Raw genomic sequence first — 12,512 nt, 5'->3', positions numbered from 1 at the left:
CGTCAGGCCGTGACGCGGGCCTGTTAGAAAGACGCCATGCTGCATCTGCGCCTGATCACCCCGGCCGACAAGACCGACGACGTGGTCCGCCTGATCGAGATGACGGTCGGCACCACACACCTCGTCGTGCTGCCGGGCGCCGCCCGCAACCCTTCCGGGGACGTCGTGATGTGCGACGTGGCGCGTGAGGCGGGTGACGAACTCCTGAGCGGGCTGCAGGGGTTGGACCTCGACAAGCAGGGTTCCATCGCCGTCGAGAACATCGACCTGTCGCTGTCCAAGCGGGCCGACAAGGCCGAGGCGGAGGCCCCCGGCGAGGGCGCGGACGCGGTGCTGTGGGAGCACCTGACCGACGCGACGCACGAGGAGTCGACGCTCTCCATCACCTACCTCGCCTTCATCACGCTCGCCACGATGATCGCGGCCTGCGGTGTCGTGCTCGACAACGCGATCCTGATCGTGGGCGCGATGGCGGTCGGCCCGGAGTTCGGGCCGCTGGCGGGCATCTGCACGGCCGTGGTGCAGCGGGCGCCACGCCTGGCGCTGCGCTCACTGATCGCGCTGCTGGTCGGCTTCGCCGTGGCGATGGCGGTGACGGTGGGCTTCAGCTACTTCATGGACGCCGTCGGCCTGTTCACCGAGGCGAAGCTTGAGGCCGAGCGGCCCAACACCGGCTTCATCTACGCCCCCGACTGGTTCTCCTTCGTCGTGGCGGTCCTCGCCGGCGCCGCCGGCACCCTCTCGCTGACGTCCGCCAAGTCCGGCGCCCTGGTCGGCGTCGCCATCTCGGTGACGACGGTCCCGGCCGCCGCCAACGCGGCCGTGGCCCTGATCTACGACGACGCCGAACAGACCTGGCTCTCGACGGGCCAGCTGTTGCTGAACCTGCTGGGCATCGTCCTCGCCGGCACGCTCACGTTGCTGGCCCAGAAGTGGCTGTGGTCCAGGCAGCGCGAGCGTCCGGCGAAGACGGGCAGCGTCTAGTAGCGCACTTCGCAGTCCGCGCCGATGGTGTCCCCGGCGTCCCGGAACACGACGTCGGTGCCGCCACCACAGGTCACCTGCTCGCCGGCCACGCCGTCGCTCACGCCGATCGTGTCGTTGCCGCCGCCGGTCCTCACGGAGGTGTCGAGACCCGGGCCGGCATCGACAACAGTGCGGACAGAGACGCTCTGCCCGTCGAAAGTGTCACCCAGGTCACCCAGGCCGATCGAGAGCCGGCCGACAGTGCCGGCGGCGCCGCATTCCACGGTGGTGGCGGACACCCGAGTGGAGCAGCCCGGCCCCAGCGCGATGCCCGAGGTGTCCGTGAGCCTCAGATTGCCGCCGACGACCACGGCCGTCACGTTGTTCACCGCGCCGGCACGCGCGCTGAGGAAGACGTTGCCGAAAACACGGAACGCGGTGGAGCCGGGGGTCTGCGCCGCGGCCGGGGTGGCGAAAGCGGTGACGAGGAGACCGGCGGCCAAAACCGGAACGGCCGCGCGTCTCAGGGGGCTGGTCACTGTCTTCATGCTGCGTTTCTCACTTCCGTCGAGGGGCACGCCACGCAAGGGCGGCCTCGACGCCAGTGAAACAATCAGTGACCCATCCGGCACTCTTTGTTACGGCCATGGAGTGACGCACGGCGCGTCGCAGCAGCGTGGACGTCCAGGGCAGGAAGCGGACCTGCGGCCCTGCCCCGGACGGCGTCCAGCGGAACTAACCCAGCGCCGACTTCACCGCATCGGCAAGCCGCCCGGCGACCGACCGTGCCTGGTCGATGTCGGCGGCCTCGACCATCACACGCACCAACGGCTCGGTCCCCGAGGGCCGAAGCAGCACCCGCCCGGTCTCCCCCAGCTCCCGCTCCGCCTCGGCGACGGCGGCGGCGAGGTCGGCGGACGTCTTCACCCGCGCCCTGTCCACATCCGGCACATTGATCAGCACCTGCGGCAGCCGCTCCATCACCGACGCAAGGTCCCGCAGCGTACGCCCGGTCTGGGCGACTCGCGCGGCCAGCATCAGCCCGGTCAGCGTGCCGTCACCGGTCGTGGCGTGGTCCAGCACGATCACATGCCCGGACTGCTCACCGCCCAGCGCGAAGTCCTTCTCCTTCATCTCCTCCAGCACATACCGGTCACCGACCGCGGTCTGTACGAGCTGGATCCCCTCGCGCTCCATCGCCAGCTTGAAGCCGAGGTTGGACATGACGGTCGCCACCACGGTGTCGGACCGCAGAACGGACCGCTCCCGCATCGCCAGCGCGAGCACGGCAAGGATCTGGTCGCCGTCGACCTCCTCGCCGGTGTGGTCCACGGCGAGGCAACGGTCGGCGTCACCGTCGTGCGCGATACCGAGGGCGGCACCCTGCTCGAGGACGGCGGCCTTCAGCTTGTCCAGATGCGTGGACCCGCAACCGTCGTTGATGTTGAGCCCGTCCGGCTCGGCACCGATGGTGACGACCTCGGCCCCGGCCCGCGCGAAAACCTCCGGCGACACATGCGCCGCAGCACCGTGCGCCTCGTCGAGGACGACCTTCAGCCCGTCCAGCCGGTTGGGCAGTACGCCGAGGAGGTGGGCGACGTAGTCCTCGAAGCCTTCCTCGTACGACCGCACGCGCCCGACCGCCGCACCCGTCGGCCGCTCCCACGGCTCACCGTGCCGGTGCTCGTCGTAGACGGACTCGATGCGGTCCTCCAGCTCGTCCGCGAGCTTGTGGCCGCCGCGGGCGAAGAACTTGACGCCGTTGTCGGGCATGGCGTTGTGGCTGGCGGAGAGCATGACACCGAGGTCGGCGCCGAGCGACCCGGTCAGAAAAGCCACCGCCGGCGTCGGCAGCACACCGACCCGCAGCACATCGACACCGGCACTCGCCAGACCGGCCACCACTGCGGCCTCCAGGAACTCCCCGGACGCACGCGGGTCCCGTCCGACCACCGCCTTCGGCCGGTGGCCTTCGAAGGTGCCCGCCTCGGCCAGTACGTGCGCCGCCGCCACGGACAGACCGAGCGCCATCTCGGCCGTCAGATCCACGTTGGCGACGCCACGCACGCCGTCCGTGCCGAAGAGTCGTCCCACTTGTCCTCCTGAGGAAGCATCAGTTTCCGGAGATCGTCGATCATCCCAATCGTCCGATCACACAGGCACACGAGCACACAAGCCTTTGAACACCTTGTGCCGTTATACGCCCAAGGCTGTGAGAAAACGAACGCCCCGGCGGCACTGTGGCGTGCCGCCGGGGCGTTCGGACGTACAGGCAGCGAGGCTTAGCGCTTGCTGTACTGCGGAGCCTTGCGGGCCTTCTTCAGACCGGCCTTCTTGCGCTCGACCGCACGGTCGTCGCGCTTGAGGAAGCCCGCCTTCTTCAGCGCGCCGCGGTTGTTGTCGACGTCCGCCTCGTTCAGCGCACGGGCGACACCGAGACGGAGCGCACCGGCCTGACCGGAGACACCGCCACCGGCGATGCGGGCGATGACGTCGTAGCGGCCCTCGAGCTCGAGAACCTTGAACGGCTCGTTGACTTCCTGCTGGTGCACCTTGTTGGGGAAGTAGTCCTCAAGGGTGCGACCGTTGATCTTCCACTTGCCGGTGCCCGGAACGATCCGGACGCGGGCAATGGCGTTCTTGCGGCGGCCCAGGCCGGCGGCCGGCTGGGGCTCACCGAAGCGGGACGCGAGGGACTCCGAGGTGTACTCGCCCTCGACGGGCACCTCGGACTCGGTGGTGTAGCTGTCAATGTCGACGAGCTCAGTCTCTTCGACCGGCTGCTCAACGGTGGTCTCGGCCACGATTCTCCTCAGATTCTCTTCAGTCTTAGGGGGTGGCCGGACTTACTGCGCGACCTGGGTGATCTCGTACGGCTGCGGCTGCTGCGCGCCGTGCGGGTGCTGGTCACCCTTGTAGACCTTCAGCTTCGAGAGCATCTGACGGCCCAGCGTGTTCTTGGGGAGCATGCCCTTGACGGCCTTCTCGATGGCCTTCTCGGGGTTCTTGTCGAGGAGCTCGTCGTAGCGGACGGAGCGCAGACCACCCGGGTAGCCGGAGTGGCGGTACGCCATCTTCTGGGTCCGCTTGTTGCCGGACAGGTGCACCTTGTCGGCGTTGATGATGATGACGAAGTCACCGGTGTCGACGTGGGGCGCGTAGATCGGCTTGTGCTTGCCCCGCAGGATGGAGGCGGCGGTGCTGGCGAGACGACCCAGGACAATGTCCTGAGCGTCAATGACGTGCCACTGGCGCGTCACATCGCCGGGCTTGGGGCTGTACGTACGCACGGTTCGTAGCCTTCGCTTCGAGTGAATGGTCCTGAACAGGTCACCGAAACGATCACGACAGCCTGAGCCACTGCGGCGACGCATACCGCGTACGTGGGGTTGCTGGTCATCGGCCCGGTGGACCGGTGTAAGGGCCCGTCCCGTGAGAATGAGCAAGCCAATACACAACGAACATGCAGGATACCTGCGGCGCCTGGGCCGGGTCAAAATGGCTTGGCTGCGGCTGGCCCTCGTTGTCCGGTAACCAGCGTAGACGCCCCGCCCGGAGACTGCCGCCCCCAGCCCCGGCTTCGGCCCTGAAGGGGCCACGCCGGAAAGCCGCGGCGGAGGCCCGCACCCGGTCCTGGGCGGCGACCCCGTGCGGCGAAGCGGCCCGCGGGCACTGTGGGACGACACCGACGCTCACTCCCCCACCCCGGGCACCTCCGATGCCCCCGGTGCCCGCCTCTCGGCCGGGGCGGCGCCCCTGGAGGACGGGACGGGCAGGGGCGGCGGGGGCGAGAAAACCCGGCCGGACCCGAAACAGCGCACCCCCACCGTCACCGCCAACCCGCACAACGTCACCGCGTCCCGGAAAGCCCGCCGCTGAACCGCCTCCAGATATGGCCAGGTCACCCCGGGAAGCTGCGGCACCAGTGCCAGCCAGAACCAGACCCCCCGGGCAACCGCGCCCTCACACGACAGCCCCGCAAGCAGCACCGGCACCACGACGAGCAGATAGTGGTCGTACGACGGCCTGGAGACCAGAAACGCCGAGAGCATCAACATCGCCGCGGTCTCCGCGAGACACAGCGGACTGCTCAGCCGGCTCGGACCGCTCGGTCGGCTCTGACGGATCTCCTCACACCCACGACGCCACCGCCGATACGCACACCAGACCCCCGCACCCGCCGCCCCCAACGCGATCCCCCCGGCCACCGCCCCCGGCACCCCCACCCTCGGCAGCACCGCAACCAGCGACGCCTCATACAGCCGTACGAAGCCGTCGTCGCCACGCAACAGAAACGGCAGCGTGCGAGTGAGGAACCCCACAGGATCCGGCAGCAGCAGCGCCGCCCCCACGGACGCCGTCACCGGGACCCCGACCATCACCATCAGCCCCCGCCACCGCCCCGCGAACACGAACAACAACCCGACCGGAGCCAGCAACGGCTTCAGCGCGACGGCCGCACCGATCACCGCCCCCGCCGCCACCCACCGCCCCCGCCCCGCCAGCAACAACCCCAGCGGCAGGGCGAGCACCGCCGTCGCCGTCCAGTTCCCCAGCAGAACAAGGTGCGCGAACGGCGCGAACCCGACCGCGAGGCCGATCAGACCGAGGACGGCGAAGCGGCTGCGCAGGCCGACGCCGTGCAGGCGCAGCGCGCAGCCCCACCCACCCACCAGACACCCGGTCACCACCACCGGCACCAACACGGACAGCGCACTCCGCCCGATCACCGCCTGAGGAGCCGCCGCCAGCACCGCGCTCGGCAAATAGAGGAAGTGGGGGTCGTCATACGGCGAGCCCCCGGCCAGCCAGACCCGCGCCGCCCGCACGACGATGGCGTTGTCCATCCCTCCGTCCGAGGTCACACGCGCCGTACGCACCACAAGAGCGCCCAGTACGACCCCGAGCACCACCCACAGATGCCAGGTCGCCCGCCGCACCAACCACCCGGAGATGTCGCTTTTGTGCTCGCTCACCCTGTGAACGCTAGGTGCGCATGGGCCTCTTGAGGCAGACCGGCACGCCCTCGGCCCGTCTAAGATGCGCCCCATGAGCTTTGGGCAGCAGGGGGGACCCCAGTCCCAGTGGGATCCCTGGACACCGCATTCCCAGCAGCCGTGGAACGACGGCGCCGATGAGACCCCGGACTGGGCAGCGCTCGCCGAGGCGTCCGAGACCCGCAACAAGCGGCGCCGGCTGCTGTTCATCGGCGGCGGCGCACTCGCCACCGTTGCGATCGGCGCCGCCGTCGCCGTGGCCGTGGTGTCGGCCAACGACGACAACTCCGCCTCGAACAACCCGGCTTCCGGGATCCCCGGCACCGGGAACGTGCCGGGCCAGACCACCGGCCCGGCCCCGTCGTTCGAGTCGACGAGCGCTCCGCCGCCGCTGGATCCGAAGGACTTCATCTCCAGCAAGAGCAAGGACACCGCCCCGCTCGGTGCTCAGATCCTCTTCCCGGGCACGCAGGTGACGGTGTCCGGAACGACGACGGTGTATAAGAAGGGCGCGACGGACGACACCAAGAGCTGCTCCGCGGTCACCAGGGGCGGGCTCCCGAAGATCCTCACCGCCAACGACTGCACCCGTTTCATGCGCGTCTCGTACGCCAAGGGCGGCATCGCGACGACGATCGGCGTGGCCGTCTTCGACACCGCGGCGCAGGCCACCAAGGTCAAGAGCCAGGTCGACACCAACGACGACATCATCAGGTCGCTCTCCGGCAAGGGCATCAAGGACTTCTGCACCGCCGCCGTCTGCCTCTCGACCTCCAACTCCTACGGCCGCTACGCCTACTTCACCATCACCGGCTTCACCAGCGGCAAGGACATGACGGAGAAGGACACGGACGCCTACCAGGTCAGTGACAACCTGGAAGACTTCACGTTCACTCAGATCCGCAGGCGGGGCGAGACACAGGCGTCGGCGGCGGCCAACGAGTAGCGAGGCCCAACGGACCACGGCGGCCGACGAACAGCCGGCCGCCGCCACGGCCTCACCTGTGCTTCAGGCGCAGCCGGATCGGTACGACCGCCGACTCCAGCTGCGCCTTCAGTGTCATCTTCGACACACCCTCCGTGCGCTCCTCGAAGCGGATCGGGATCTCCACGGCGCTGTGTCCGGCCCGTACGGCCTTGTACTTCAGCTCGACCTGGAAGCTGTAGCCCGCGCTGTCCAGGGTGGCCAGGTCGATGTCCCGCAGGGTCGTTGCCGACCAGAGGTTGAAGCCGGCCGTGATGTCCCGGATCTTCGTGCCGAGCACGGCACGGGCGTAGCGGTTGGCGAACCGGGACAGCAGGACGCGGTGCATGCCCCAGTCCTCGTCGAGCGAGCCGCCCTCGACATACCGGCTGCCGACGACCAGCCCCACCCCCGAGGCCACGGCCGTCTCCAGCATCCGCGGCACCGCCTCCGCCGGGTGGCTGCCGTCGGCGTCCATCTGGACGACGTACGCCGCGCCCTCCTCCAGCGCGGCGCTCATGCCCGCGACGTACGCCCGCCCCAGACCGTCCTTCTCGGTGCGGTGCAGCACGCTCATCCGGCGCCGGCCGTCCTCGTTGTACTTCTCGGCCAGCTCCTCGGCGATCCGCCCGGTGCCGTCCGGGCTGGAGTCGTCGACGACCTTCAGGTGCAGCCCGTCGACCGGCAGCCCGAGCACCAGCTCGGCCATCCGCGGCAGATTGGCGGCCTCGTTGTACGTCGGCATGACCACGGTGACCGGTACGCCCGGGTGTCTGTCGTGGTTGTCACGTCCCGTCATGGCTTTCTCTTTCCCTCCCCTAGGAGCCCCTACCGAGGCCCCTCCCCTATGGGCGCGGACCCTCCCAGCCCCCGGACCAGCGACCGGACCAGCGACCGGGCCCGCGCCGGGTCGATCTCCCGGAACTGCGGCCACTGGGTCAGATGCAGCACGAGCTCGGCGCGTTGCAGCGCCTCCTCGGCCGACAGCGCATGGCCGAGGAACGGGAACGCCTTGCGGGCGTTGCCCATCGCACGGTGAGCCGCACGGGTACGGCCTCGGCCTTTCCTGGCTTCGGCTCGCATGCGCTCAGGAAGTCTTGACCCAGATGCGGTACTCGCTCGTGCCGTTCGCGTTGCGGAACGGGATCTCGGCCAGCAGCCGGTAGTGCGAGTTGCCCTTGGTCGCGGCGGCGACGATGTCGTCCACCCTCGGGTTGGTGAGCCCGTCGAGGACGATCAGGTCGAACTTGCCGGCCTTCACCGCCGCCTTGTAGGCCTCGTCGCCGCCGTAGTACCTGCCCTTCGCGTCCTTGTACTCCATGCCGAAGAGGCTGTGCCACTGACGGTGGCTGGACCTGTCGTACAGGTAGTAGACGGGCACCTCGGGCGTCGAGGCGAGGTACTCGCCCTCGGAGTCCACATGGGACTCGATGGCGTTGATCATCTTCGTGGAGTTCGGCCAGATGTCGAAGCGCCAGTCCGCCTGCTGAATGCCCAGGCACAGCACGGCGGTCCAGAGCATGATGCCGAGCTGGGGATAGCGGAAGTGCGCACCCACCAGGCGGGTCACTCCCACACCGGCCATCGGCGCGGCGAAGAGCAGACCGAAGCCGACGTGCTTGAACAGCGAGACCACGGTCCCCAGATGGATCTGGTACGCCGGTGCCAGCACGGCCGTGCCGCACAGCACCAGCCCGAGCAGGGCCCGCCACCGCCAGCCGGGGCTGCCGAGCCGCAGGGCCAGCGGCGACTCGTTCATACGGCTGCGCCGCACGTACGAGAGGGCACCGCCGACGGCGGCGAGGAACATCAGCCCGCCCCACTTGCCGGTCTGCTCCAACAGGAACTCGACGGAGTCGGTGCCATGGGGGCGGTCGGTGGTGGTCTGCCGCACACCGGACATGAGATCGGTGGTGTAGACCCCCGCCGCCAGCAGACCGCCGATGCCGAGGGCGAGCAACACCATCCGCACGAAGGCCTTGCCGCCCTTGTGCGGCCACCCGGTGAGCAGGGCGAGCACGACGATGGTCGGCAGGTACAGCGCGGACGCGTACTTCACCCCGACCGCCAGCACGCCGACGGGCGCGGCCAGCAGCACGGCGATCACGGGCGCCCGGTCGGTGCGTACGACGATCCAGGTGGCCAGGGCCAGCAGGAACACGGCGGCCGCGTCATAGGTGGCGAAGTAGCCCATGACGACGGTCGACTGGAGCACCGCGAACAGCGCGGCGGCGGCCAGCGCGGCCCGCTCGTTGAACAGGCGCCGGCTGAACGAGTACAGCAGCCCCGTGGTGCAGAGCATGAAGAACAGGCTCAGGGTGCGCGCCCCGGCGAGCCCGAACTTCGCGTCCACGATCGCGGCGAGCACCGGGTAGAGCTGCGGTGAGCCGGAGAAGTACGCGGCGTAGTCGCGAGGCAGCTCGGTGCCGTTGAGCATGTGGTCCAGCTGGGCATGGCCGGCCGCCAGGTACAGCGCCTCGTCCTGGAACGCGGTGTTCGACAGACGCAGCGACAGCGCCGCCTGGATGGCCAGGATGCACAGCAGCACGGCCCGGCTCACCCAGGCCCGCCGCCTGCTCGCCGCCATCTCCCAGCCGGCTTCGGGCGTCTCGGGGATGTGGTACTCGGGCTCGTCGTCCGGCGCCTGCTGGTACTGGACCGTGCGCAGCGCGTACGTCGGCTGGTCCTCGTGCTGCCCGCGCGGCTGTTGCGGAACGGCGTCGGCGTACTGCTCGTGCTGCTGCTGGTAGAGAGGACGCTGGTCGTGGTACCCGTACGCCTGCTGCCCCTGCTGCCCCTGTGGTACCTGGCCGTTGGAGTTGGACCAGGTGAAGTCGTCCTCGGCATACGGATCGTAGGGCTGAGGCGTGTAGTGATCGTGGCCGGAGTTCATCACGGATTCCGTACGTCGAAGCCGAAGCTGTCGTCGGCGGCCAGGCGCTTGAACTCCTTCAGCGCCAGCGGGCTCGCCTCCAGTCGCCAGTCGGCACGCTTTTTGTGGTTGAACCAGACGAAGCCGAGCATGTCGTCGTCCGCCGCGACGCCCGCGAACAGATTGCGGATGTCGGCACGCCGCCGCTCACCCGCCATCGCGGCGGTCTCCAGCAGGATCATCGGCTTCTTCGTGAAGGTGCGGACCTGGTCCCGGGTCGCCCCGAAGACGCTGTCGAAGGCGCTGTCCTCCCCGATCGTCCAGTAGCCGATCAGCCCGACCCAGTCGACGTAGGCGTCGCCCGGGTAGTACGGCTTGAGCTGCACGCTCCTGACCGGGTTGACGATGTTGGGCGACCAGGCCCAGATGACGTTCGAGGCGCCGACGTCGATGAAGGTCTCGTGGATGTGCCGCCAGGCGGCCACGTAGTCCTTGGGGGTCACGTTCTTCGTGCCCCACTTCTCCCAGTGGCCGTTGAACTCGTCGGCGAAGGAGATCACGACGGGCAGGTTCAGCTTGCGGACGGCCGTCGCGTACTCCTTGATGTACGCGTCCGACCTGCCCGCCGCGATGTCCGCGATCGGCGTGTCGAAGGGCTCCCACGACATCAGCGTCATGGCGCCCCCACGCCAGGCGTTGCGCACACCGGTGGCGTCGAAGCCGTCGCCCCAGGCGGCGTAGTACTCGATGAGGTTCGGCTGCTTGCCGACCATCTTCGTGTACGTGTCGACGCCCTTCATGGAGATCGGCGCGCCGGCGACGGCGGCACCGAAGTACTTCTTGCCCGGCTTCAGGAGCGGTACGACGTCGTAGGGCACGTCGGCCTCGGGGCCGGCCCCGGCATCGGCGCCGTCCTTGTCCTGCTGCCCGGTCCGCGAGGAACCGTCCGGCTCCTCGCCGAGGACCGAGCAACCGGTGAGGGCGAGCGCGCCGGCGAGCAGGCAGGCCGCCAAAGCCGTACGGATACGACGGATACGGGTACGGGTACGGGTACGGGTACGGGTACGGGTGAACGACCGCATCAGGCAGCCACCGCCTTCTCGCGGGGCTGGACCAGAACACGGCCCACGACGAGGGCGTAGAAGACTCCGGAGGACAGGATCAGCGCGAAGTCCGGGGCGTCCATGGTGAAGGTGCGGTAGACCGCTCCCACGACCCAGATCAGCGCGGTGCCGCCGCTCCAGACCCACATGCCGATCCAGAAGCGCCGGGTCTTGTTCGTCTTGGCGCCGGAGGAGCCGGTGGGCTGCCAGCCCATGCGGTTCTTGCGGAGGATGTCCCAGATGGCGAAGACGTGCGCCCAGCCGTACATCATGCGGGCCGCCCAGGCCTCAAGCCGGTAGGGCGCCTTGTGCCACATCGGGAAGACGATCGTGGTGTAGATGATGCTGGGCAGCACCAGCAGCAGGTGCTCGACCTGGAGCTTCTCCGGCATCATCAGCAGCAGCACGATCGGGATGACCGGGGCGGCGAAGGTGAACAACGCCGTGTGGATGTAGTAGAAGAACCCGGACATGTAGCACAGGCGGCTGGAGAGCCTGATCTTCGCCTGCCAGAACTTCCGGCTGCCGAGCAGGCTCATCGAGCCGGAGCACCAGCGGTACTGCTGGTTGAAGAAGGCGCCCGCGGTGTCCGGGCACACCCCCGTCGACACCGCGACCGGCACGTACCGCAGATCCCAGCCGAGGCCACGCAGATCGAACCCGGTGTGCACGTCCTCGGAGTGCTCGATCAGCGTCGTACCGCCGTTGGTCTCCAGGGCCGCGCGCCGGTACACCGCGCAACTGCCCACGCAGATCGCACCGTCGCTGCCCTGCCTCGACACCTGCACGGACCGGTAGAACAGCTCCTGCACCGCACCCGCGCCGCGCTCGATCCAGTTCTGCGAGTCCAGCACCCGGAAGTACTGCGGCGACTGGACGATCCCGATGCGCGGGTCCGCCTCCATGTACGGCAGCAGCTCCTGGAGCAGGTCTGCGCGCGGCGTGAAGTCGGCGTCCAGGATCAGGATGTACTGACCGTCGGACTGCCCGAACCCGAAGTGCAGGTTGCCGGCCTTCTTGAACCAGCCGCGGTTCTCCCGGGTGCCGTAGCGGAACCCGAAGTCCCGTGCCATGGCGGCCAGTTCGGGACTGGCACTGTCGTCGAGCACGAAAGGCACGCACACACCCGGATACCGGTCGGCCATCTCCCGCACATGCCGCCAGGTGTTGTGCAGCACCTCTATGGGCTCACCGCACACCGGCAGGAACACATCCACCGTCGGGTACACCTCGGGCCGCCAGTTGTGCACGAGCCGCTTGTGGTGCGCGATGTCGAAGTCCCGGGTGAACCCGTTCACCCGCAGCGACACCAGGTAGTAGACGACCGTGAAGACGAGCAGCGGCGTGTAGATCCACAGCACCGGCGCCGACTGGGCCAGCTTGAACTGACTCATCACCAGGCAGCAGAAGCTGATCAGCGAGCTGATCGTCAGGATCCACAGATTGCGGCGCGCGTAGGAGTACTTCTCCTTGTCCGTCGGCGGCAGCGGCAGCAGCCCCAGCGGGGCACCCTCACCCCGTCCCGCCTTCCGCCGCCCACCGGCATTGCTCTGGCGCGCGGTTCGGCGCCCCCCAGTCCGCGCAGGACCAACTGAACTCATGCAAAACCC

The 12,512-nt window shown here is 68.8% G+C and carries 11 protein-coding genes and 1 pseudogene; 2 read left to right on the top strand and 10 right to left on the bottom strand.

Features of this window, described 5'->3' with window-relative positions; genetic code table 11:
• The first annotated feature begins 36 nt into the window (after positions 1–36).
• Positions 37–984 (top strand): DUF389 domain-containing protein, encoded by a 948-nt coding sequence (locus tag AB5J49_RS28925; RefSeq protein ID WP_369171732.1) that lies wholly within the window; start codon positions 37–39, stop codon positions 982–984.
• On the opposite strand, the gene AB5J49_RS28920 is transcribed toward AB5J49_RS28925, so the two are convergent.
• The 5 genes from AB5J49_RS28920 to AB5J49_RS28900 all read right to left on the bottom strand — a co-directional run bounded on the left by AB5J49_RS28920 (position 981) and on the right by AB5J49_RS28900 (position 5,906).
• On the bottom strand, positions 981–1,544 hold the full coding sequence (locus tag AB5J49_RS28920; protein WP_369171730.1) for a hypothetical protein: 564 nt from the start codon (positions 1,542–1,544) through the stop codon (positions 981–983). The two genes, AB5J49_RS28925 and AB5J49_RS28920, sit on opposite strands and share 4 nt — an antisense overlap.
• Positions 1,545–1,701: 157 nt before the next feature.
• Entirely contained in the window at positions 1,702–3,060 is a 1,359-nt protein-coding gene (glmM, locus tag AB5J49_RS28915) for a phosphoglucosamine mutase (protein WP_369171729.1), read from the bottom strand.
• A 188-nt stretch (positions 3,061–3,248) separates the two neighbouring features.
• Positions 3,249–3,770, bottom strand: a complete 522-nt coding sequence (rpsI, locus tag AB5J49_RS28910; RefSeq protein WP_369171728.1) for a 30S ribosomal protein S9 — start codon at positions 3,768–3,770, stop codon at positions 3,249–3,251.
• A gap of 42 nt (positions 3,771–3,812) precedes the next feature.
• The gene (rplM, locus tag AB5J49_RS28905; protein ID WP_007494740.1) at positions 3,813–4,256 is read right to left on the bottom strand and encodes a 50S ribosomal protein L13; all 444 of its coding nucleotides are present in this window, start codon (positions 4,254–4,256) and stop codon (positions 3,813–3,815) included.
• Positions 4,257–4,658: 402 nt separating this feature from the next.
• Positions 4,659–5,906: a glycosyltransferase 87 family protein gene (locus AB5J49_RS28900; RefSeq protein ID WP_369175294.1), complete on the bottom strand. Its 1,248-nt coding sequence runs from the start codon at positions 5,904–5,906 to the stop codon at positions 4,659–4,661.
• A 109-nt stretch (positions 5,907–6,015) separates the two neighbouring features.
• Here AB5J49_RS28900 and AB5J49_RS28895 point away from each other — a divergent pair, with 109 nt between their 5' ends.
• Positions 6,016–6,909, top strand: a complete 894-nt coding sequence (locus AB5J49_RS28895; protein WP_369171727.1) for a hypothetical protein — start codon at positions 6,016–6,018, stop codon at positions 6,907–6,909.
• 52 nt (positions 6,910–6,961) lie between these two features.
• Here AB5J49_RS28895 and AB5J49_RS28890 read toward each other — a convergent pair whose 3' ends face one another.
• From AB5J49_RS28890 to AB5J49_RS28870, 5 genes and pseudogenes are all read right to left on the bottom strand, one after another.
• Positions 6,962–7,726 carry a polyprenol monophosphomannose synthase gene (locus tag AB5J49_RS28890; RefSeq protein WP_369171725.1) on the bottom strand — a complete coding sequence of 255 codons (765 nt, stop codon included), beginning with the start codon at positions 7,724–7,726 and terminating at the stop codon, positions 6,962–6,964.
• Between the two features lie 86 nt (positions 7,727–7,812).
• A pseudogene (locus AB5J49_RS28885) lies at positions 7,813–7,959 on the bottom strand (UDP-glucose 6-dehydrogenase); the annotation flags it as partial.
• Positions 7,960–8,014: 55 nt separating this feature from the next.
• Positions 8,015–9,820 (bottom strand): glycosyltransferase family 39 protein, encoded by a 1,806-nt coding sequence (locus AB5J49_RS28880; protein WP_369171724.1) that lies wholly within the window; start codon positions 9,818–9,820, stop codon positions 8,015–8,017.
• Complete coding sequence (locus tag AB5J49_RS28875; RefSeq protein WP_369171723.1) at positions 9,820–10,881, bottom strand: glycoside hydrolase family 26 protein; 1,062 nt, start codon at positions 10,879–10,881, stop codon at positions 9,820–9,822. The genes AB5J49_RS28880 and AB5J49_RS28875 overlap by 1 nt, the downstream gene beginning before the upstream one ends.
• Positions 10,881–12,299 (bottom strand): glycosyltransferase family 2 protein, encoded by a 1,419-nt coding sequence (locus AB5J49_RS28870; protein WP_369175293.1) that lies wholly within the window; start codon positions 12,297–12,299, stop codon positions 10,881–10,883. The genes AB5J49_RS28875 and AB5J49_RS28870 overlap by 1 nt, the downstream gene beginning before the upstream one ends.
• Positions 12,300–12,512 lie beyond the last annotated feature (213 nt).

The sequence above is a fragment of the Streptomyces sp. R28 genome (assembly GCF_041052385.1).
Classification (GTDB): domain Bacteria; phylum Actinomycetota; class Actinomycetes; order Streptomycetales; family Streptomycetaceae; genus Streptomyces.
This window is presented reverse-complemented; position numbering and strand designations above follow the sequence as displayed.

What these genes read in the sequence shown, in the direction of transcription:
- AB5J49_RS28925 (WP_369171732.1), top strand. Translation starts at nt 37, where the DNA reads ATGCTGCATCTGCGCCTGATCACCCCGGCCGACAAGACCGACGACGTG.
- AB5J49_RS28895 (WP_369171727.1), top strand. Translation starts at nt 6,016, where the DNA reads ATGAGCTTTGGGCAGCAGGGGGGACCCCAGTCCCAGTGGGATCCCTGG.
- AB5J49_RS28890 (WP_369171725.1), bottom strand. Translation starts at nt 7,726, where the DNA reads ATGACGGGACGTGACAACCACGACAGACACCCGGGCGTACCGGTCACC.
- AB5J49_RS28880 (WP_369171724.1), bottom strand. Translation starts at nt 9,820, where the DNA reads ATGAACTCCGGCCACGATCACTACACGCCTCAGCCCTACGATCCGTAT.
- AB5J49_RS28875 (WP_369171723.1), bottom strand. Translation starts at nt 10,881, where the DNA reads ATGCGGTCGTTCACCCGTACCCGTACCCGTACCCGTACCCGTACCCGT.